General features: G+C 75.2%; 19 protein-coding genes. 17 read left to right on the top strand and 2 right to left on the bottom strand.

From position 1 onward, the window contains the following. Positions 1-54: 54 nt before the first annotated feature. The 5 genes from ABT158_RS13865 (at position 55) to ABT158_RS13845 (ending at position 4,053) form a co-directional block, all read left to right on the top strand. Positions 55-1,032 carry an MvdC/MvdD family ATP grasp protein gene (locus tag ABT158_RS13865; RefSeq protein WP_352353093.1) on the top strand — a complete coding sequence of 326 codons (978 nt, stop codon included), beginning with the start codon at positions 55-57 and terminating at the stop codon, positions 1,030-1,032. Beyond that, positions 1,029-1,997 carry a TIGR04500 family putative peptide maturation system protein gene (locus ABT158_RS13860; protein ID WP_352353092.1) on the top strand — a complete coding sequence of 323 codons (969 nt, stop codon included), beginning with the start codon at positions 1,029-1,031 and terminating at the stop codon, positions 1,995-1,997. The genes ABT158_RS13865 and ABT158_RS13860 overlap by 4 nt, the downstream gene beginning before the upstream one ends. Before the next feature lie 88 nt (positions 1,998-2,085). Next, the gene (locus tag ABT158_RS13855) at positions 2,086-3,267 is read left to right on the top strand and encodes an SMI1/KNR4 family protein (RefSeq protein ID WP_352353091.1); all 1,182 of its coding nucleotides are present in this window, start codon (positions 2,086-2,088) and stop codon (positions 3,265-3,267) included. A 49-nt stretch (positions 3,268-3,316) separates the two neighbouring features. Next, positions 3,317-3,811 (top strand): hypothetical protein, encoded by a 495-nt coding sequence (locus tag ABT158_RS13850; protein WP_352353090.1) that lies wholly within the window; start codon positions 3,317-3,319, stop codon positions 3,809-3,811. Positions 3,812-3,921: 110 nt separating this feature from the next. Beyond that, positions 3,922-4,053 (top strand): bacteriocin, encoded by a 132-nt coding sequence (locus ABT158_RS13845; protein WP_352353089.1) that lies wholly within the window; start codon positions 3,922-3,924, stop codon positions 4,051-4,053. A gap of 55 nt (positions 4,054-4,108) precedes the next feature. Here the strand turns inward: ABT158_RS13845 and ABT158_RS13840 are convergent, their stop codons facing one another. After that, complete coding sequence (locus ABT158_RS13840; RefSeq protein ID WP_352353088.1) at positions 4,109-4,552, bottom strand: PaaI family thioesterase; 444 nt, start codon at positions 4,550-4,552, stop codon at positions 4,109-4,111. 45 nt (positions 4,553-4,597) lie between these two features. Continuing rightward, positions 4,598-6,541: an AfsR/SARP family transcriptional regulator gene (locus tag ABT158_RS13835; RefSeq protein ID WP_352353087.1), complete on the bottom strand. Its 1,944-nt coding sequence runs from the start codon at positions 6,539-6,541 to the stop codon at positions 4,598-4,600. Between the two features lie 78 nt (positions 6,542-6,619). Here ABT158_RS13835 and ABT158_RS13830 point away from each other — a divergent pair, with 78 nt between their 5' ends. The 12 genes from ABT158_RS13830 (at position 6,620) to ABT158_RS13775 (ending at position 18,763) form a co-directional block, all read left to right on the top strand. Beyond that, the gene (locus ABT158_RS13830; protein ID WP_352353086.1) at positions 6,620-7,495 is read left to right on the top strand and encodes an alpha/beta fold hydrolase; all 876 of its coding nucleotides are present in this window, start codon (positions 6,620-6,622) and stop codon (positions 7,493-7,495) included. A gap of 156 nt (positions 7,496-7,651) precedes the next feature. After that, positions 7,652-8,674 (top strand): Gfo/Idh/MocA family oxidoreductase, encoded by a 1,023-nt coding sequence (locus ABT158_RS13825; protein WP_352353085.1) that lies wholly within the window; start codon positions 7,652-7,654, stop codon positions 8,672-8,674. After that, positions 8,655-9,503, top strand: coding sequence for a sugar phosphate isomerase/epimerase family protein (locus ABT158_RS13820; RefSeq protein ID WP_352353084.1), 849 nt, complete (start codon positions 8,655-8,657; stop codon positions 9,501-9,503). The genes ABT158_RS13825 and ABT158_RS13820 overlap by 20 nt, the downstream gene beginning before the upstream one ends. After that, the gene (locus tag ABT158_RS13815; protein ID WP_352353083.1) at positions 9,493-10,779 is read left to right on the top strand and encodes a M20/M25/M40 family metallo-hydrolase; all 1,287 of its coding nucleotides are present in this window, start codon (positions 9,493-9,495) and stop codon (positions 10,777-10,779) included. Before ABT158_RS13820 ends, ABT158_RS13815 begins: the two co-directional genes overlap by 11 nt. Next, positions 10,776-11,951: an Ldh family oxidoreductase gene (locus ABT158_RS13810; protein ID WP_352353082.1), complete on the top strand. Its 1,176-nt coding sequence runs from the start codon at positions 10,776-10,778 to the stop codon at positions 11,949-11,951. Before ABT158_RS13815 ends, ABT158_RS13810 begins: the two co-directional genes overlap by 4 nt. Beyond that, entirely contained in the window at positions 11,948-12,868 is a 921-nt protein-coding gene (locus tag ABT158_RS13805) for a Gfo/Idh/MocA family protein (protein ID WP_352353081.1), read from the top strand. Before ABT158_RS13810 ends, ABT158_RS13805 begins: the two co-directional genes overlap by 4 nt. Then, entirely contained in the window at positions 12,865-13,323 is a 459-nt protein-coding gene (locus ABT158_RS13800; protein WP_352353080.1) for a DUF6917 domain-containing protein, read from the top strand. The genes ABT158_RS13805 and ABT158_RS13800 overlap by 4 nt, the downstream gene beginning before the upstream one ends. 203 nt (positions 13,324-13,526) lie before the next feature. Further along, a complete protein-coding gene (locus ABT158_RS13795; protein WP_352353079.1) occupies positions 13,527-14,054 on the top strand; it encodes an EF-hand domain-containing protein in 528 nt (175 codons plus the stop codon). Positions 14,055-14,224: 170 nt separating this feature from the next. Then, complete coding sequence (locus tag ABT158_RS13790) at positions 14,225-15,430, top strand: DegT/DnrJ/EryC1/StrS family aminotransferase (protein ID WP_352353078.1); 1,206 nt, start codon at positions 14,225-14,227, stop codon at positions 15,428-15,430. Further along, positions 15,427-16,566, top strand: coding sequence for a DegT/DnrJ/EryC1/StrS family aminotransferase (locus ABT158_RS13785; RefSeq protein ID WP_352353077.1), 1,140 nt, complete (start codon positions 15,427-15,429; stop codon positions 16,564-16,566). The genes ABT158_RS13790 and ABT158_RS13785 overlap by 4 nt, the downstream gene beginning before the upstream one ends. Further along, on the top strand, positions 16,563-17,489 hold the full coding sequence (locus ABT158_RS13780; protein ID WP_352353076.1) for a UbiA family prenyltransferase: 927 nt from the start codon (positions 16,563-16,565) through the stop codon (positions 17,487-17,489). The genes ABT158_RS13785 and ABT158_RS13780 overlap by 4 nt, the downstream gene beginning before the upstream one ends. Further along, positions 17,486-18,763, top strand: coding sequence for a protoporphyrinogen/coproporphyrinogen oxidase (locus ABT158_RS13775; RefSeq protein WP_352353075.1), 1,278 nt, complete (start codon positions 17,486-17,488; stop codon positions 18,761-18,763). Before ABT158_RS13780 ends, ABT158_RS13775 begins: the two co-directional genes overlap by 4 nt. Positions 18,764-18,817 lie beyond the last annotated feature (54 nt).

The following is an 18,817-nucleotide window of genomic DNA, read 5'->3' as shown; positions in this document are numbered from 1 at the left end:
TCGCGGTCGCGTGGGAGGGGAGCCCGCTCTCCTCCCGCGCGACTGGGGGGACACGTGCTACTGATTCTGAGCGAGCCCGGCGACGCGACCGTCGACCTGGTGCTGCCCAAGCTGAAGGCCCGGGGCGCGGACGTCCTGTGGTGGGATCCGGCCGAGTACCCGTCCGCGGCCGGGCTGACCGCGCGCTTCGGCGCGGACGGTGAGGAACTGGCCCTGACCAGGGACGGGCAGGTCTTCGACCTCTCCGGCATGACGGCCGTCTGGACCCGGCGCCCCGGACGACCGCGCGCCGCGGACGACGTCACCGCGGAGGACCTGCGGGCGCGGGTGGGCGAGCTGTCGGAGTGGTTCACCGACGGCTTCTGGGACCTGCTGGACGCGCGCTGGCTGCCGGCCCGTCAGCCGGTGCTGCGCAGGGCGCACAACAAACTGGTCCATCTGGCCCTGGCCCGGCGGCTGGGCTTCGCCGTGCCCCGGACGGTGATCACCAACGACCCGTCCGAGCTGGTGCCCGCCTACGAACACGCGGACGGGCGGCTGATCGCCAAGGCGATGGAGCACACCGTGTTCGAGATCGACGGCGGCGCGCACGCCGTCTACACGACCGTGGTCACCCGGCGGTCGCTCGGCGGCCGGGGGCGGATCGTCCACGAGCCGGTCATCCTCCAGCCGTACGTGCCCAAGGCGGTGGAGCTGCGGGTCACCGTGGTCGGAAGGCAGGTCTTCACCGCCGAGATCGCCTCCCAGGACTCGCCGCGCACCCGCGACGACTGGCGTCACTACGACTTCGCCCGCGCCCGCCACAGCGTGCACCGCCTGCCGGACGACGTCGCCCGCCGCTGCGTCGACCTGGTCGCCGCGCTCGGCCTGTCCTTCGGCGCGATCGACCTCATCCTCACCCCCGGCGGGGAGTACGTCTTCCTGGAGATCAACCCCAACGGCCAGTGGGCCTGGATCGAAGACCTGACCGGCCTGCCCATCAGCGACGCTGTCGCCGACTGGCTGACCGCCGGAGAAACGGACGCGCAATGACTCAGCTCTCCCTCGGGCCGGCCCTGGAAAGCGGCGTGAACCTGCTGCACGGGCTGACCCGCCGGCGTTCGGCCGTGGAGGAGGCCCGCCGCACCGCCGCCGCCTGGGCCCAGGCGCACCCGCGGCTCGGGGCCCAGCTCGTGACCAGCCCGCGTCCCGGCTCGCCGGTCGTCGACTACGACCTGCTGCTCGACCACCCGTCGGGCGGCACCATCATGCTCGGCGTGCAGGCCGAGGACGGCACGTCCTGGCTGGTCGACCACTCGACCCACTGGGCCGCCGGTCACGTGCTGAGCGTGGACGGGACGCACGTGTCGGTGTCCGAGGCGATGCTCATGCTGCGTTCGCTGGCGCGTCCCGGGATGTCGCCGCAGGAGGAGCTGGTCCGGTTCTGCGTGCTGCGCAACGCCGCCCAGCAGGAGGAGGTCGGCCTGGCCGACGTCCAGGCCGCCGCGGACGGGTTCCGCAGGCGGCGCGGGCTGCTCGGCCACGACGCCATGATGGAGTGGCTGGACCGGATGGGCATGACCGCCGAGGCGTTCCACGACCACATGACCATGACCGCCAAGGACCAGCGGTTCCGCGCCCGGAAGCGGGCCGAGCTGGCTCCGGCGTACCTCGACCGCCATCGTGACCGGTTCGCCCAGGTACGGGCGGCCTGGGTGCTGTCGGACGACCCGGTCGAGGCGGCCGAGCTCGACGGGCCGCTCGCCGGCCGCTGGGACCTGCGGCTGACCAGGGCCCGGACGCGGGCGGGCGAGTTGCCCGTACCGCTGCGGGAGGTGCCGGCCGGTGGCGCCGCCGGCCCGGTCCCCTACGAGGAGGGCTTCCTGACCGGCCAGGTCGTCGAACGGCAGGAGGCCGTGGCGGACGCGGCCACGCTGAAGGCCGCCGGCCAGGCCGCCTTCGAGGAGTGGCTGACCGGCGCCGCCCGGGAGGCCCGGATCACCTGGCACTGGCTCTGACGCGTCCGGCGCCCGCAGCGCCGGACCATTTGAAGTGATTTCTCCGGGCATGTCGGTGCCTTCCGGTACTGTGCCGCAGGTGCGGCGGATGATCACCTCTCGGGGTTTGTGGTGGGCGCTCGCGGCGGCGGCCGTGGCGGTGGCGGCGGTCGTGTTCGTCCGCCGCTCGCGAACGCCGTACCCCGCCCTGCCCGGCGAGCGCCCGGCTCCGCAAGGACCGCCTCCCGAGCAGGACGGGCCGCCGCCGTGGCCGCCCGTCCCGATCCTCGGCACGCCGACGAAGGCGGACCTCGAGCGCTACGCCACCAGACCGGCCGGCTTCTTCGACCACCCCGCCGTCGCCGCCTTCTTCGCGGACCGGCAGCCCCTCGACGGCCCCACCCGGCGGCGGCTGAACCGCTGGGCCATGGTGGCATTGGCGGTCGTCCTGCTGGCCGGGGGCGCGCAGGTCCTGGAGTCGGCGGTGTTCTCCAAGGGAGGGGACGCCGCGACCGAGGCCGAGCACCCGCCCTGCGCCCAGGCGTACGCGGACGCCGGCGTCCGCTGCGCGACGGACCTGGACGTCGAATGGGGACGAGCCGCGGAGCCGGTTCCGGTCGAGCAGCAGCGCGCCGAGTCCCAGGAGCCGCCCCTCGCCCAGGAGGCCGTGGACGCCGACTGCACCCCACGGACGGCCGAGCCGCACGTACGCGCGATCAACCCCAAGGTCACCCGCGCGGTCAACCGGCAGTGGCGGCGGATCGAGACCTGGCTCAAGGCCAACGCCCCCAAGAGCTACCGCACGCTCGGCGGGCCGGGACGGGCGAGGACCATCGCGGTCGCCGAGGCGCAGACGGGCCTGTCCTTCCCCGACGACCTGCGGGCCTCGCTGCTGCGCCACAACGGTTCCGCCGGCACCGAGGCGACCTGGCCCTTCGGTTTCCTGGGCAACGTGAACGCGACCATCCGCCAGATCCGTGACGAATGGCGCACCCTGTGCAAGATCGACGCCACCGACGACTCGGACGACCCCCGCACCGAATGGTGGGACGGACGCATGATCCCCGTCGGCTCCGACGGCACGGGCAACAACCTGGTGATCGACTCCGTGCGCCGCGACGTCGGCGAGACCGACCACGAGGGCGACATGAGCTTCACCCCCGGCGGGATCCGCATCCGCTCCTACCACGCCCTGCTGAAGGCGACCGCCGACGCCCTGGAGACCGGCGGAACCGTCGGCTACTGGAAGCCCGAGGCGGTCGCCGGCGAACTGCAGTGGCACATCCCCTGACCCGCCCACCGCCGTCGACAGCGCCGCGCCCGGGTGTCACGATGCAGGGATGATCACCCCCCAGGTCATCGCTCCCTCCGCGCAGATCGTGGCCAGAAGGCTGGTGCTGGCCGGCGCGGCGGGGATCGTCCTCACCGTCGCCCTCTTCGCATGGGCCGCCCTGACGCCGGACCTCATCCCCTCGTTGGGGGCGCGCTACTGCGGCGAGTACACCGGCTGCATCGGCTACCTCTTCCTGACCTGGGAGTACGGCCGGTGGGTCGCGCTGGTCGCCGCCTGGCCGTTGCTGCACCTGCTCCGCGTACGCCCGGCGTGGCAGGCCACCCTGATGGCCGCGCTGTACCTGGTGGCCATCTGGCAGGTGGCGCTGCTGCTCATGCCGGCCGACTTCGTCATCGGGTTCTACCTCATCGTCCTCAGCGGCGTGATCGCCTTCCCCGCGGCGGCCTGGACGACCATGCCGCACCTGCCGCGCGCCATCCGGTTCGTCACCGCCGGCATCGCCCTCGCGGTCTGCGTCGTCACCTGGTCGTTCGTTCAGTGACGCGCAAGCGGGCCCGCCGCCCGCTCCTAGTGATCGCCAAGACGTCCCCAAGTGCCTCCTGCGACCGTGAGTGCGCGACATTCACCACGACAGAGGGGGGACGTTCCCAGATGAACGACTTCGAGACCGGCGCCCGCGAGCTCGACGACAACGAGCTCGCCGCCGTCACCGGCGGCATGTGGGCCAACTACGACTGGATGAACTACGACTGGCGCGACGCCGTCATCGACGCCCTGCCGTAACCACGCGGCACGCCGCCGGGGCCGCCTCACCCAGGGGCCCCGGCCTCACGCCCGATCAGGGCCGGCCCATCGTCCGGACCAGGACGGTCGCGGTCGCCGTGGCCACGACCTCGCCGCCCGGGCCGAGGAGCTCGCCGGCGAGGAAGCAGACGTCCTTGCCGCGCCTGACCACGCGCCCCCGCCCGACGAGCCGCCCGGGCCGCGCCGGCCGCAGGAACTGCACATGGAGGTCGAGGGTCGGCGCGAACTGGCCCTCCGGCAGCGTCGCCACCAGCGCGGGCCCCAACGTGTCGTCGAGCATCGCGGCCAGGAAGCCGCCCTGGACCACGCCGACCGGGTTGGCGAACTGCTCGCCCGCCCGGAACGCCACCTCGATCGTGCCCGCCTCCGGATCGACCTCGACGAGCTCCCAGCCGAGCAGCGCCGCCGCCGGCGGCGGCGCGACCCTGCCGGCGACCATGTCCCAGAACATCCCGCGCCTGTCCGCGTGCGTGGTCATGCCCGCCATTGAACAGCCCGCCGCCGACAGTCCGGCGGCCATGGGCTAGGACCCCAGCTCGGCGAGGAACCCGGCGACCGGGCCCAGCGTGATCAGGCCGCTGCCCGCTCCGGCCAGCTCCGCCGCGGCGGGGGCGAGCGCCCGGCGGGCCCGGTCCGCCGCCCGCCGGTCGCCGACCGCGACGGCGGCCCGCGCGACCAGGCACCACATGGCCTCCAGCAGCAGGTCAGGGGGCGGCTCCGGGATCCGGCCGACCGCCTCGGCGGCCTGCGCGCCCCGCCCCTCCGCCAGCAGGACGAGCGGCCGCACCCACGGCTCGTACGGCCCCCACTCCACGTCGCCCCCATCGGCCTCGCCCAGGACCGGCAGGCCGTGCCGCACCCGTACGGACAGCAGCGCCAGCGGCAGCAGCCCCCGCCGCAACCCCGGCATGCCGACGTCGTCCAGCCGGGCCGCGGCCGCCCGGTAGGCCGCCTCCTCCTCGGCCGCCGGAACCCGTCCGCCGGCCGCCTCCCGCACCACCCGGTACCAGTCGGTGAACAAGCTGACCAGCGGCAGCTCGTTCCGTTCCGCCAGCCGGTCGGCGGCGGACGCGTGCCGGTCGGCGGCGCCGAAGTCGCCGAGCGCCCCCAGCGCCTGGACGCGCACGAGATGCCCCAGCACCTCGTACGTGACCAGCCCGTGCCGCGACGACAACGCGACCAGCTCGGCCCCGATCCCGTCCCGGTAGGAGGCCAGCCCCGCCCGCTCGAACGCCTGCATGAACACCCCGTTGAGCGCGAACGCCAGCAGCGCCGGGTCGTCGAGGCGGCGGGCGATGCGCTCGGCCTCGGCGGCGGCCAGCGGGCCGCGGGCCGACCGGACGCCGCGCGACTCGACGGCGATCGTGGCCAGCAGCCGCGCCCGCGCCGCTTCGGGCGCGCCGGGCGGCAGGCCGGCCAGGGCCCGTTCCGCCGCCGCGACGACCTGGGCCGCCTGCCCGGGGTCGTCCGACCGGGTCCAGATCGCCGGGACGTCGTAGGCGCCGATCACCCGGGCGGTCAGCTCCGGGTCGCCCAGTTCCTCGGCCGCCGCGATCGCCGCCGTACGGTGGCCGCGGGCCGCCTCCAGGCCGCCGCCCCCGGTCACCGCGAGGTTGCGCAGCAGGCCGACCGTCGACTCCAGCCGCGCCCGCGCCCCGGCCCCCACCGTGCGGTCGTACGCCTCGGCCGCCTGCGCCCACACCCGGGCCGTGGCGTCGGCGGGGGCGGCCAGGCCGCGGTCCTGGTGCAGGATGTCCGACTCCAGGCGGCGCAGCGGGGGCCCGGGGTCCACGCCGAGGTGCTCGGCCAGCAGCGTCCGCGCCCGGCGCAGCACCGCCAGGGCGTCCCCCTGGCGTCCGGTGCGGTAGAGGGCGAGGGCGAGCAGCCGCCAGGCGTCCTCCCGCCAGGGGTGCTCGGCGACGTGCGAGTCCAGGTCGGCGACGGTCTCGGCGGCCCGGCCGAGCGCCAGTTGCGCCTCGGCCCGGCGTTCGACGGCGTGCAGCCGCAACTCGGTCAGGCGGGCACGTTCGGCGCGCGCCCAGTGCTCGTCGGCGAACTCGGCGTAGGCCGGGCCGCGCCACCAGCCGAGCGCCTCCGTCAGCCGGGCCGGTTCCGGCGGGCCGGCGGTCACGGCCTGTTCGAAGCGCCAGGCGTCGACGGCGTCGGGCGCGGCGCGCAGGGCGTACCCCGGGCCCTCGGTGACCAGCAGCCGGGCGGGGGCGCGCGGCGGGCGCGCGGGCTCCAGCGCCCGGCGCAGGGCGGCCACGAACGTGCGCACCGCGCCCACCGCGTCCGGCGGCGGATCGTCCCACAGGTCCGCCACCAGCCGCGTCACCGGGACGACCCGGCGCCGGGCGACGATCAGACGGGCCAGCACGGCACGGTGCCGCGGCCCCTTCAGCGGGATCGGCTCACCCTCGTCGTCCCAGGCCGCCACCGGCCCCAGCACCCCGAACACGCTTCCCATCCTTCCTGCTCACCGGATGCTCATCCGCCCCCGGCACGCTGGTAATCGACCCGGTCACCCATCGAAGGAGGGCACCTCATGACCACCATCCCCGGTTTCGAGCACCGCCGCGTCCCCGTCGCCGACGGCGTCACGCTGCACGCGGCCGTCGGCGGCTCGGGCAGCCCGATCGTGCTGCTGCACGGCTTCCCGCAGACGCATCTGATGTGGCGGCACGTCGCCGCCGACCTGGCCGCGGACCACACCGTCATCTGCCCCGACCTGCGCGGTTACGGCGCCAGCGACAAACCGGCCGAGACCGGCCCGGACGTCTACTCCAAGCGCACCATGGCCGCCGACGTGGTGGCCCTGGCCGCGGCGCTCGGCCACGAGCGCTTCGCCCTGGCCGGGCACGACCGCGGCGCGCTGGTCGCCTTCCGCGCCGGCCTCGACCACCCGGCGGCGATCACCCACCTGGCCTGCCTCGACGTGCTGCCGACCCTCGACATGTGGGACGTCATGCGCGGCGTCACCGCCTCCGTCGGCTTCCACCTCTTTCTCATGGCCCAGCCGCCCGGCCTGCCCGAGCAGCTCATCGGCGCCAGCCCGGACGCCTTCTTCGGCTACTTCCTCGACCTGTGGACCAACGACCCGGCGGCCATCCCGGCCGAGGTCAGGGCCGCCTACCTGGACGCCTGCCGGGCCGCCGTGCCGTCGATCGTGGCGGACTACCGCGCCTCGGCCGGGATCGACGTCGAGCACGACCGCGCCGACCTGGCCGCGGGCAACCGGCTGGGCATGCCGGTGACCGTGCTCCAGCAGGACTGGGGCGCCGCCCTCGGATACGACGCCGCGGCGCTGTGGCGGGCCTGGGCGCCCGACCTGCGGCACGACACGGTCACATGCGGACATTTCATGGCCGAGGAGTCTCCCGCCGAGATCGCCCATGCGCTCCGGGAGCTCATGGCCCGGTAGCCGCCCCTCCTGGTCGGGGGCCGTCTCGTAACTTAAAGTAATTGACATGTCACGGTAAGTTATTCGACAATGGCAGCGCCAATGAGGTCGTCCTTCCGGCGGGAAAAGTACGGGCCGGAAAGCCGAGTACGCGACGGAGTAGAGGCGCTCGCCAGCATGTTGCACGCATTCATCGTCGGGATGGGCAGATCCGGCGCAGGGCTGCATCTGCCGTCCCTGGCCAAGGTGCGCGAGGCGGCCCCCGGGCTGCTGGCGCCCGACCCGGTCGTCGTCCTCGACCCCCTCCTGCCGCCCGGCGGGGTGCGGGGAACGGTGACGGCCGGGTCGCCCGAGGAGGCCGCCGCGCTGGCGCCGCCCGACCGCACCGTCGTGCACCTGTGCACCCCGCCGCACGTCAGGGCCGGGATGCTGGCCCGGCTGGCGCCGCTCGGCTACCGCAAGTTCATCGTGGAGAAGCCGCTCGCGCTCGACCTGGTCGGGCTGGCCGCCGTGGCACGGGTGCGCCGGCGCTGGGACCTCGACCTCACGGTCGCCACCCACTGGCTCGACAGCACGCTCACCGGCCGGCTGCGGGCGGCGATGCGCGCCGAGGAGTTCGGCCCCCTGCGGCACATCCGGGTCGTGCAGAACAAGCCCAGGTTCACCCGCAGCGCGGCGCGTCCCGACGCCACCACGGCCTTCGACATCGAGATGCCGCACGCGCTCGCCGTGGTGCTCAGCCTGGCCGGCGGCGCCCGGATCTCGGAGGCGTCCTGGGAGGACATGGTCACCGAACGCCTCCGGCTGCCCCGGCTCGGACGGGCCAGGCTGCGGCTCGACCACTACTCGGGCGTGCGCACGGAGATCGACTCCGACCTGACCTCGCCCGTCCGGGAACGCCGCATCACCCTGCACTTCGACCGCGGCACCCTCACCGGTCACTACCCGTGCAGCGACGCCGACCACACCGCCCAGCTCAGGGTGGCCACGGCCGAGGGCGAACGGCGTACGGTGTTCACCGACGACGCCCTGCCCGCCTTCCTGCTGGCCGCCTACCGCCGCTACGCCCGCGCCCGCCGCTCGACCGGCGCGCTGCCCGTCCAGGTCGACGCCGTGCGACTGCTCACCGAGGCCAAGCACCTGTGCGCGGCGCACGAGCCGGGGCGTGAGGAGGCGCCGCGTGCAGGCACCACCTCCTGAGCTGGCCGGCATCGGCGACGAGGCCGCCCCCGATCTCGACGGCCAGCTCGCCGCCGTGGGGGAGCTGGGCTGGAACCGGCTGGAACTGCGCACGGTCGACGGCGTGCCGGTCGCCGCGCTCGGCGAGCAGGCGTTCCGGCGCGCGGCGCGGCGGCTGCGCGAGGCGCGGGCCGAGGTCGTCGCGGTCGCCTCGAAGATCGGCGACTGGTCGCGGCCGGTGACCGGCGACTTCGCGCTCGACCTGGCCGAGCTCGACGTGCTGGCCCGCCGCTGCCCGGTGCTCGGGACGCGGCTGGTGCGGATCATGTCCTTCCCCTCGGGCGGCCTGCCCGAGCCCGAGTGGGGGCGAAGGGTCCGTCACCGGCTGCGCGAGCTGGCCCGCCGGGCCGAGGACGCCGGGCTGCTGCTGGTCCACGAGAACTGCGCCGGCTGGGCGGGCGACCGCGCCGACCGCATGCTGGACCTGGTCACCGGGATCGGCAGCCCGGCGCTGCGGCTGCTGTTCGACATCGGCAACGGCGTCGCCCACGGCTACCCGGCGGCCCCGATGCTGCGCGAGGTCGTCCCGTACGTCGCGCACGTCCACGTCAAGGACGCCGTCACCGGCCCCGGCGGCGAGGTCGTCTACGTGCTGCCCGGCGAGGGACGGGCGGGCGTCGCCGAGTGCCTGCGCCTGCTGTCCGCCCACGGTTACGCCGGCGCCCTATCCATCGAGCCGCACCTGCGGTTGCGCCCCCACCTCGACGACCCGGGCGCCGGCGACCGGGCCGCGTTCGTCCGGTACGGGCGGGCGCTGGAACGGCTGGTGGGGCAGGTCGATGGACGTTGACGCCGTGCCTCTCGACGCGGCGGAGCGCGACCTGCTGCTGAGGCTGCTGCGGCTGCCCACCGCGGGCCCGCTGGAGACCGGACCGGCCGGGCCGCCGCCGCGGCTGCGCGAGGCCCAGGAGCAGTACGCGCGGGCCGCCGCGGCGCTCGGCTTCCGCACCGTGCGGCACACCTCGGTGCGCCCGGCCGAGCTGGACCGCGCCGACGTCCCCGCGCCCGTGCGCGAGGCCCTCGACCTGCCCGGCTTCCTGGACGGCCAGCCCAGTCTGGTGCTGCGGCTGGGCCCCGGCCTCCCGGCGTCCCGCACGGTGATGTTCAACGTGCACCTCGACACGGTCGCCGGCGGTGGACCGGCCCGCTTCGACGGCGAGCGCTTCCACGGCCGCGGCGCGATCGACGCCAAGGGCCCGGCCGTCGCGCTGCTGGCCGGGCTGCGGGCGGCGCGCGCGTGCCGTCCGGCCATCGGGCGCGAGGTCGGGGTGCTGATCCAGGCCGTGGCGGGCGAGGAGGGCGGGGCCATGGGCGTGCTCGGCACCCGCCCGCTCGTCGAACGCGGCTACGTCGGGCGGCTCAACGTCTTCTGCGAGCCCACCGGCGTACGGTTCCTGCCGCGCAGCACGGCCGCCGCCACCGCGCGGATCGTGGTGGACGGCGACCACGCCGTGGACGACCGCCCGGCCGCCGGGCACAACGCCACGGTCCTGCTCGGCTTCCTGGCCCAGCACCTGGCCAGGGCGCTCGACCCGGACACCGTGTGCGTGGCGGGCCTGCACACCGGCACCCGCCACAACCAGGTGTACGGCCGCGGCTCCCTCCTGCTCAACCTGCCCTACGCCACGCCCGCCACCGGCCGCCGCCTGGAACGGGGCCTCGCGCGCGCCCTGGACGACGGGCTCGCGGCCTTCGCGGCGGCCTTCGGCGGCACCGCCCTGTTCGCCAGGACCGCCCGCGACGCCAGGGCGGTCACCCGGCTGGAGTGGCGCAAACGCGGCCTGCCGGTGCTCGACGACCGCGACGCGTGGGGGCACGCGCTCCTGCGCGACCGGGCCGGGATCCCGCCCTGGCCCGCCGGAGAACCGGCGTTCACCTGCGACGCCATCTGGATGGCGGGCGTCGGGGGCGCCTGCACGGTCGTCCTGGGGCCGGGCGACCTGGCCGGCAACAACGCCCATGCCGAAGGGGAGTTCGCGCGGGCCGCCGAACTCGCCGGGTTCGCCGCCGCCGTGGCCCGGCTGATGATCGCCTTCACCGACGACAGGATTGGACGAGGAGCATGAACCCCACCGCCTCACCCGCGACGGACGCACCGCCCGCGCAGCCGTACCCGCCGGTCCCGGCCGTCGCCCGGCCGGCGCGGGTCGCCGTCCGGGTGCGCCACGACGACCTGCTGGACTTCGTCGCCGCCGTGTTCACCACCCGCGGTCTGGCCCCGGAACGCGCCCGCGAGGCTGCCGCCGCGCTGTGTTACGGCGACCTCGTCGGCATGACCTCGCACGGCCTGGCCAACCTGACCCGGCTCTACCTGCCGCTGTTCGACGAGGGGCGGGTCGATCCGCTGGCCGAGCCGTCGGTGCTGGCCGACCGGGGCGCGGCCGTGCTGCTCGACGCCGATCGCGCCCTCGGGCTGTGGGCCGCCGGCCTGGCCATGGAGATCGCCGCCGGCCGCGCCTCGACGTACGGCGTCGGCCTGGTCTCCGTACGCGGGGGCACCCATTTCGGCTGCGCCGGGCACCACGCGCTGCGCGCGGTCGAGTACGGCATGGTCGGCGTCGTCGCGAGCAACTGCGGCCGCCAGCGCATCGCCAGGCCGCCCGGCGGCGCGGTGGCGATGCTGGGCACCAACCCGATCAGCGTCGCGGCCCCCGCGGGCGGGCATCCGCCGTTCGTGCTGGACATGAGCACCACCGCCATGCCCACCGGGCGGGTCAGGCAGGCCGCGCGGCACGGCGAGGCGCTGCCTGAGGGGGTGCTGGCCGGCGACGACGGCGCTCCCGTGACCGACGCGGCGGCCTTCGACGAGGGGCGGGCGCACCTGCTCTGGCTGGGCGGCCAGGCGGGACAGTACAAGGGCTTCGGGCTGGGGGTGGCGGTCGAGGTGCTGGCCGCGCTGGTGTCCGGCGCGGGGCTCGGCGCCCACCCCGACGCCCACGACGGCGACGGCGGCCCGAGCGGGCGCGACGACGACATCGGCTTCCTGGCCCTGGCCGTCGCGCCGGGGGCGTTGCGCGAGGGTGTGGAGGGCGACGCGGCCACGATGTTCGGGGCGCTGCTCGGCTGCCCGCCCGCCGACCCCGTCTCGCCGGTGAGCTATCCCGGCTGGCACGAGCATCGCCGGGCCGAGGAACACCGGCGCTCGGGCGTCCCGCTCGGCACGGACCTGTACGACGAGCTGGCCGCCCTCGCCGCCGCCACCGGACTCGACGCCCCCGCCCCGGTGGTGGCGCGGTGAGCGCCCGGCTGCGCGTCGCGGTCATCGGGCTCGGCGTGATCTCGCGGTTCTACCTGGCGGCCCTGCACAGCTCGTCCGGGCTGCGGCTGGCCGCGGTGTGCGACACCGATCCGCGCGTCCTGGAGGGGCACCGCGTCCCCGGCTACCGCGACCACGTCCGGCTGCTGGAGGAGGAACGGCCCGACGCCGTCGTGGTCACCGTCCCCAACGACCTGCACGCCCGGGTCTGCGCCGACGCGCTGGAGCGGCGCATCCCGGTCTGCGTGGAGAAACCGCTCGCCCTCGACGCCGCGCAGGGCAGACGGCTCACCGACCTGGCCGCGAGCTCGGGCGTGCCGCTGTTCACCGCCTTCCACCGGCGCTACAACTCCGCCGTCGGACGGCTGCGCGCGGCGTGCGCGGGCGCCCGCGTCGAGGAGCTGACCGTGCGCTACCTGGAACGCATCGAGGAGCACGCCGGCGACGACTCCTGGTACCTGGACGTACGCCGCTGCGGCGGCGGCTGCGTCGCCGACAACGGGCCCAACGCCTACGACCTGGTGGACCTGCTGCTCGGCCCGGCGCACGTCGTCTCCGCGCACGTCGACCGGGACGCCGCGGGGGCCGACCGGCAGGCGGACGTCGAGCTGCGCGCCGGCGCGGCCCGCGCGCGGATCCTGCTCGACTGGTCCTACCCGGGCGAGCGCAAGGACCTGGAGGTGCGCCTGGCCGACGGCCGCACCCTGTACGCCGACATGCTGGCCGGCCACTCCGGTTTCAAGAACTCCCTGTGGCACGAGTACGAGGGCGTGCTGGCCGCGTTCGAACGCTCGGTGCGCTACGGCACCCCCGACGGCGAGGGCGGCCTGCCCGCCCTGCGCTTCGTCGAGGACGTCTACCGCCTGGAGAAGGCCGGCGCGGGACGGGGTGCCGCGTGAACCCCGACGAGGACGGCCCCAAGACCGCGGTCACCGGGACCCTGCTGAAGGTGCTGGTGCACCGCAGGCAGGACCGCGGCATGCGGCTCGAACCGTACGCCAGCCGGTGCGTGCGCGCCGGCGAGGTGCACGAGCTGGTCGCCACCGACCACACCGAGACCGACGCGGGCGCCAGGATCGACCGGGTCGCCTTCCTGGGCTTCGCCGAGATCGTCGCGGCCGGCGTGCTGGACCGGGGGGACGAGGTGTGGATCGGCGGGCGCCGGGTCGGGGTGCTGCTCGGCTTCGACGGCTGCCACCTGCCCAACCACTACAACGTGCTGATCCACAGCGATCCCGCGGTCACCGGACGGGAGCTGGGACTCATGCCGGGCGAGCCGCTGGTGTTCAGCCAGGCCCTCCCGGACGAACCCGACGAGGGCGGCGCCCGCGTCTTCCGCTGGCCCCTGCTGTAGAGACGCTCGGCCCTGCTGGAGAGACGCCGGAGAAGCTTTCGATTACTTTCCGTGACCTCTGGTTTACCTTCAGTCACTCAGGGTAATCTGTTAATTGCGCACAGTAGTGGGAACCACTCGTTTTCGAGCCCACTAGAGGTCGCGTCCTTCCCCCCGATGATCCCCACCACGGCGGGCGGGCGCGTGTCACGAAAGGACAGACAATGGCTGCGGGCACCAAGACGACCAGCCGGCTGGAAGAGCGCTTCCGGCTCTGGGACAACGACGGCTCCGGCGCGATCGAGCGCTCCGACTTCGAGGACGAGGCCGACGGCATCATCGAGGGCCTGGGCGTGCAGGGGACGCCGCAGGCACACCAGCTGAAGCAGGCGTACCTGGCGATGTTCGACCACCTCGCGGGGGCGGTGGGCGCGTCGCGGCTCGACCAGGAGCAGTTCGTCCAGGCCGCCGAGCGCGAGATCATCAGCAAGGGTGACGCCGGGTTCGCCCAGGTCGTGCGCCCGACCATCCAGGCCATCGTCAACGTCCTCGACCGTGACGGCGACGGCGAGGTCGACTCCTCCGAGATGGCCAAGTGGTTCGCGGCCATCGGGCTCGACGGCCACGTCGCCGACGAGGCGTTCCGGCAGATGGACACCGACGGCACCGGCAGACTCTCCGTCTCCGAACTGGTCGACGCCGTCCGCGACTACCACCTCGGCAAGAACGACATCCCTCTGCTCGGCAGGTGACCTAGGCCCGAGCAGGCCGAAGGGTCGCCCAGAGCCGCTGTCTCCGGGGCGGCTCCGCCGAGGGAGCCGTCCGGGGGCCTTGTCCCCGGGCGGCTCCGCCCGAAGAAGGGGCCGTCCGGGCCGCATCCCCGGGCGGCCCCGCCGCCACCATCGCATCCAGGACGGGAACCTTGGAGAAAACGCTCTCCCCGCCCGGGGGATCGCCGCCCCGCGCCGCCGCCGCTCCCATCCCCTTCTTCTCCCAGGCGGCGACGTTCGACCGGCTGTGGAAAGAGATCCGCGCCGGGTGCGTCGACGTGCTGGACCGCGGCAAGTTCTCCCACGGCGCGAAGGTCGCCGAGCTCGAACGCCGGCTCGCCCTGTGGACCGGCGCCGCGCACGTCGTCGGCGTCAACTCCGGCACCGACGCGCTGGTGCTGCTGCTGCGCGCGGCCGGCCTGCGCCCCGGCGACCAGGTCGTGGTGCCCGCCTACAGCTTCATCGCGACGGCCAGCTCCGTCGTGCTGGCCGGCGGCGTGCCGGTGTTCGCCGACATCGAGGAGCACGGCCACGGCATCGACCCGGCCTCCGTCGAGGCCGTGGCCGGGCCGCGCACCACGATGGTCATGCCGGCGCACCTGTTCGACCGCCTGGCCGACCTGCGGGGCGTGTGCGAGGTCGCCCGGCGGCGCGACCTGACCGTGCTGGAGGACAGCGCCGAGGCCATCGGCATGCGCCTCGACGGCACCCACGCCGGGCTCGTCGGCGCGGGCGGCGTGCTGTCGTTCTTCCCGTCCAAGACCCTCGGGGCCATCGGCGACGCCGGAGCGCTGCTCACCGACGACGACGGCATCGCCGAGACCGCGCGGGCGCTGCGCCACCACGGCCGCGGCGGCCGCACCCTCGACCACTTCCCCGGCATCGCCAACCCCACGATCCTGCCCGGCTGCAACAGCAAGATGGACGACCTCCAGGCCGCCGTCCTGCTGGCCAAGCTCGCCCGGCTCGACGCCGACATCGCCCGCAGGTCCGAGCTGGCCACCCGGTACGACGCGCGGCTGCGCGACGTGCCCGGCGTGCTGGCCGTGCCGGGCGCGGCGCCGCCGCACCCGGGCGGCAACCGGGTCTGCTACGTCTACCTCGTCGAGGTCGAGTCCCGCGACGCCCTGGCGGCGCACCTGGCCGCGGCGGGCATCGGCACCGAGATCTACTACCCGGTCCCGCTGCACCTCCAGCCCTGCTTCGCCCACCTCGGCCACGTCCGGGGCGACTTCCCGAGGGCGGAGGCGGCCTGCGAGCGGGCGCTCGCCCTGCCGCTCTACCCCGACCTGTCCGACGCCGCGGCCGACCGGGTGTGCGACGAGATCGAGAACTTCTACCGAGGGCGGCGCGGATGAGCCGGGTGCCGTTCTTCGCCGCCGACCTGTTCGAGGCCGACCGGGCGACGCTGCTGCGCACGGTCTACGCCGTCGGCACCGGCGAGGCCCAGAAGTTCATCCTGGGCGAGCACACCGCCCGGTTCGAACGCGAGCTGCGCCACCGGCTCGGCGCGGCCGACGTCGTGGCCTGCTCCAGCGGCACGTCCGCGCTCACGCTGGTGCTGGCCGCCATGGACGTGGGTCCCGGCGACGAGGTCGTGGTGCCCGCCTTCGGCTGCGCCCCGCTGGCCGCCACCGTCGTCGGCGCGGGGGCGCGGCCGGTGTTCGCCGACATCGACCCCGTGACGCTCACCGCCGACCCCGCCGCCGCCGAGTCGCTGGTCACCGGGCGGACCAGGGCGGTGATGCCGGCCCACATGTTCTCCGTGATGGCCGACATGCCGCGCTTCCGCGAGCTGGCCGACCGGCACGGCCTGCGGCTGGTCGAGGACTCCGCGCTGGCCCAGGGCGGCACGCTGGGCGGGCGGCCCGCCGGCCGGTGGGGTGACGCGGGCGTCTACTCGTTCGTGCAGGTCAAGACGTTCGGCATGCCGGGGGAGGGCGGGGCGGTGATCACCGACGACCCGGCCCTGGCGGCGCACGTACGGATGCTGCGCAACCACGGCCAGGACGGCGCCCGGCGCTTCCACCACCGCCGCGTCGGCCACAACAGCCGCTTCGACGAGGTGATGGCGGCCTTCCAGCTCCACCGGCTGGCCGGCCTGGACGACCGCCTGTCGCGCCGGGCCGAGATCGCCTCCTACTACTCCCGGCGTTTCGAACCCCTGGCGGAACGCGGGATCGTGGCACCGCCCGTCGGAGGGGACGGGCGGTTCCACTACGTCTACACCGTGCTCACCGAGCACCGGGACGCGCTGGCCGCCTACCTGGCCGCCCACGACATCGCCACCCACGTCTACTACCCGCGCACGCTGCCCGCCCAGCCGGCCTTCGCCCGTTTCGCGCCGCCCGGCGCGTCCTGGCCGGTGGCCGAGTCGGCCGCCCGGCGCAACCTGTCGCTGCCGCTGCACCCGCGGCTCGCCGACGCCGAGGTCGAACGGATCGCCGACGCGGTCTGCGCGTTCGCCCACGGCTCCCCGCAGGAGAACCCATGACCGACCAGGTGGTCACCCGCGGCCTCGGCCCCTACGCGCGGCTGGCCAAGCTCGACATCTACGACTACTACCTGGGCCTGCCGCTGGTGTGGTCGCTGCTGCCGCCGGCCGGGCGATGGCAGCCGTACGCGGTGGGCCTGCTGCTGTCCGTGCTGATCGCCGAGGCGGCCGTGGTGGCCGCGATGGTCGGCTTCGACGACATCACCGGCCACCGCGACGGCAGCGACGCGGCCAACTACTCCTCCGACGCCGCCCGGCGCAGACTGGCCCGCAAACCGCTGGTCGCCGGCACCCTCACCGAGCGGCAGGCGCTGCGCTTCGCCTGGACGGCCACCGCGATCAGCGCCGTGCTGTGGGCCGCGGTCGTGGCCGCCGCCCCCCACCGGCCCGCGTGGGTGGTCGTGACGGCGGCGGCGTGCGTGGTCGCGGCCGTGCAGTACTCGTGGGGGCTCAAGCTCAGCTACCGGGGGTTCCAGGAGCTGTTCCTCGTCGGGCTCGGCTTGGGGTGGGTGCTGGTGCCGTACGGGCTGCTGACCGGGCAGGCGAGCGGGTTCGTGGCGGTGCAGGCGGTGCTCTTCGGGCTCGGGCCGATGATCTTCGGCCTGTACTCCAACACCAACGACGCCCGCGGTGACCGGGCGGCCGGGCGGTTCACCGTCGCGGCGCGGACGTCCCCGCGGGTCAACGCCGCCTTCGTCACCGCGGTGAGCGCGGCCGAGAGCCTGATCGTCGGGTGGGCCGTGGCCGCCGGGGTCGCGCCCTGGTGGTTCCTGGGCGTGCTCGTCCCGCTGGTCTCCCTCCGCGTCACCCAGCTCGTGATCGGGTTCGTCCGCGGAGACGTGCTGCGGGCCCGGCGGGTGGCGATCCGCACCCACCGCGTCACCGTCGGCGTGCTGATCCTGGCCAACCTGGTCCTGGCATGAACGTGGACGTCGCGGTGGTGGGCGCCGGGCCGGGCGGCCTGGCGGCGGCGTACGCGCTGGACCGGGCCGGGCTCGCGGTCCGCGTCCTGGAGGCGGCCGAGGCGGTCGGCGGGCGGATGCGCACGCTGCGGGCGCGCGGCTGCCTGATCGACACCGGCGCCGAGATGTTGCCTTCCGCGGACGGCTACCCGGCCACCTGGCGGCTGATCAGGGCGGTCGGCCTCGACGCGGCGGCCGTGCCGAGGGTGCGCGACGCCGTCGGCGTGTGGCGCGACGGGCGCGTCCATCCGCACGTCGGCCGCCCGCTCGGGCTGCTCACCGGCGCGGGCCTGCCGCCGCGCGCCCGCCTCGACCTGGTACGCCTGCGCCTCCGCCTGGCCCGCGCCCGTCCGGGCCCGGAGGCGACCGTCGCCGACCTGGTCGGGAAGTACCATCCCGACCTGCGCGCGTTCCTCGTCGAGCCGCTGGTCGCCGGGTTCTTCGGCTGGGACGCCGGGCGTTCGTCCGCCGCGGTGTTCGCCGAGCATCTGACGACCACCGGGAGCACCGACACCTGGCACACCTACCGAGACGGCATGGACACCCTGGCCAGGGTGCTCGCCGCCGGGCTCGACGTGGTCACCGGGCACGAAGTGACAGGGGTGGTCCCGTTCCCGGGAGGGGTGCGGCTGGAGTCGCCGCGGGGGAGTGTGAGCGCGCGGGCGGCGGTCCTGGCCGTGCCCGCGCCCGTGGCGGCCCGGCTGCACCCCGGCGCCCCGCCGGAGGAGCGGGCCTACCTGGAGGCGTGCACGTACGCGCCCATGCTCCGGCTCAGCCTCGTCCTGTCCCGGCCGGCGGCGCCCGGCTGGCGCGGGTTCGCCACGCTCGTGCCCGCGGCCGAGGACCCCGTGCTCAACGTGATCACCGTCGACCACCACAAGCACCCGGGCCGGGCCCCCGCCGGCACCGGGCTCATCTCGCTCATCACCTCGCCGCAGGGCACGGCCGCGCTCATGGGGGAGAGCGACGAGAAGGTCGCCGACCAGCTCGTCGGGCGCGCCGAGCGGTTCGTGCCCGGCCTGGCCGGCCGGGTGGCCCGCTTCCACGTGCACCGCTTCCCGCACGGGCTGCCGGAGGCGACGCCGCGGGCGCTGGCGCTGCGGGCGGCGTTCGAGGGGCGTCCCGGGGCGGCGGTCGACTACGCGGGCGACTGGGTCGCCCTGCGGCCGTGCAGTGAGGGCGCGGTCGCGGCGGGGGAACAGGCCGCCGCGCGGGTGCTCGCCCGCCTGTCGTAGCCGCCCGCCCGCCGGAGCCGCCCGCCCGCCGGAGCCGCCCGCCTGTCAACGACG

The organism is Nonomuraea sp. NPDC001636, assembly GCF_040298265.1.
Classification (GTDB): Bacteria; Actinomycetota; Actinomycetes; order Streptosporangiales; family Streptosporangiaceae; genus Nonomuraea.
The sequence above is the reverse complement of the archived record's forward strand: the minus strand, read 5'-3'. Positions and strand labels throughout refer to the sequence as shown.

Coding starts and splice junctions, on each gene's coding strand:
- ABT158_RS13845 (WP_352353089.1), top strand. CDS start 3,922: ATGAACGACTTCGAGACCGGCGCCCGCGAGCTCGACGACAACGAGCTC.
- ABT158_RS13830 (WP_352353086.1), top strand. CDS start 6,620: ATGACCACCATCCCCGGTTTCGAGCACCGCCGCGTCCCCGTCGCCGAC.
- ABT158_RS13785 (WP_352353077.1), top strand. CDS start 15,427: ATGAGCCGGGTGCCGTTCTTCGCCGCCGACCTGTTCGAGGCCGACCGG.
- ABT158_RS13825 (WP_352353085.1), top strand. CDS start 7,652: ATGTTGCACGCATTCATCGTCGGGATGGGCAGATCCGGCGCAGGGCTG.
- ABT158_RS13815 (WP_352353083.1), top strand. CDS start 9,493: ATGGACGTTGACGCCGTGCCTCTCGACGCGGCGGAGCGCGACCTGCTG.
- ABT158_RS13860 (WP_352353092.1), top strand. CDS start 1,029: ATGACTCAGCTCTCCCTCGGGCCGGCCCTGGAAAGCGGCGTGAACCTG.
- ABT158_RS13810 (WP_352353082.1), top strand. CDS start 10,776: ATGAACCCCACCGCCTCACCCGCGACGGACGCACCGCCCGCGCAGCCG.
- ABT158_RS13855 (WP_352353091.1), top strand. CDS start 2,086: ATGATCACCTCTCGGGGTTTGTGGTGGGCGCTCGCGGCGGCGGCCGTG.
- ABT158_RS13835 (WP_352353087.1), bottom strand. CDS start 6,541: ATGGGAAGCGTGTTCGGGGTGCTGGGGCCGGTGGCGGCCTGGGACGAC.
- ABT158_RS13850 (WP_352353090.1), top strand. CDS start 3,317: ATGATCACCCCCCAGGTCATCGCTCCCTCCGCGCAGATCGTGGCCAGA.
- ABT158_RS13840 (WP_352353088.1), bottom strand. CDS start 4,552: ATGACCACGCACGCGGACAGGCGCGGGATGTTCTGGGACATGGTCGCC.
- ABT158_RS13775 (WP_352353075.1), top strand. CDS start 17,486: ATGAACGTGGACGTCGCGGTGGTGGGCGCCGGGCCGGGCGGCCTGGCG.
- ABT158_RS13780 (WP_352353076.1), top strand. CDS start 16,563: ATGACCGACCAGGTGGTCACCCGCGGCCTCGGCCCCTACGCGCGGCTG.
- ABT158_RS13795 (WP_352353079.1), top strand. CDS start 13,527: ATGGCTGCGGGCACCAAGACGACCAGCCGGCTGGAAGAGCGCTTCCGG.